We start from the raw sequence: 791 nt of genomic DNA on the forward strand, positions 1-791 counted from the left end.
ACGCTTCGATTTCAAATGTCCGATCGAAATGATGGGCGAGGTGATGCAGAACGCCATGACTATGCGGCACGATGCGCCCGCTTCAATTCAATAACCGTGTTGCACTCAGCTCCTGCAACCGCCCCGTATAAATGATCGCGACGCTTGGAGTGCCTATGTTTGCAGGAGTACAGAGAATGGCCTGTTCTATCTCTTCGGATGTCAGTTTTTTTTGCATGACTTCAAATTTTCCCGAGTGAGGCAGTAGGTGTAAAAACCTATCTGGAAACGGCCAGTTGTTAGTGCTGCGCATTAGTGAGCAGATAAATATTTCTATAGGGTAAAGAGCACCTCCACTGGGGTAGCCTCGTTTGTGGCTGTCACTATTTTTTGATAGCAGAGGCTTTACAAGATTTTTAATAGTGGAGAAGTCGATAGGGTCATGGGTGAACGACTCGCAAGACTCGTTACGTCCCAGTTCATCGCCGAAATCAGAGGGTTCCTCTATTACAATGGACAAATCCATGTCCGGGTAAAAACGAAGTTCGTTGCCAGTTAAGGTGGAGAGCTGGGCATCATCCAAAGTATGTAGGCAGGTGGTGTTCTTGAAAGCATCGTGGAGGGTATAGTTACCTTTGGCGTGAAACTCCAGGGTTTCGATATGTACCTTGGGGTCCAGGTATTTAAGGCCTGAATTCATAGAATAAGCGCAACGCTTGAAACGAGAGGCAGAGAGCCAGCCACCGGTAGAATCCAGGCTCTCACACCGAAGGATTCAAGCGCAGATGACTACGCATTACCGGCAGCTGACT

General features: G+C 48.0%; 1 protein-coding gene. It reads right to left on the reverse strand.

The features are described from left to right. Positions 1-82: 82 nt before the first annotated feature. Positions 83-679 (reverse strand): nitroreductase family protein, encoded by a 597-nt coding sequence (locus tag AC19YT_RS28330; protein WP_500611396.1) that lies wholly within the window; start codon positions 677-679, stop codon positions 83-85. Between the last annotated feature and the right edge of the window lie 112 nt (positions 680-791).

Source organism: Pseudomonas sp. MF08875 (assembly GCF_059862525.1).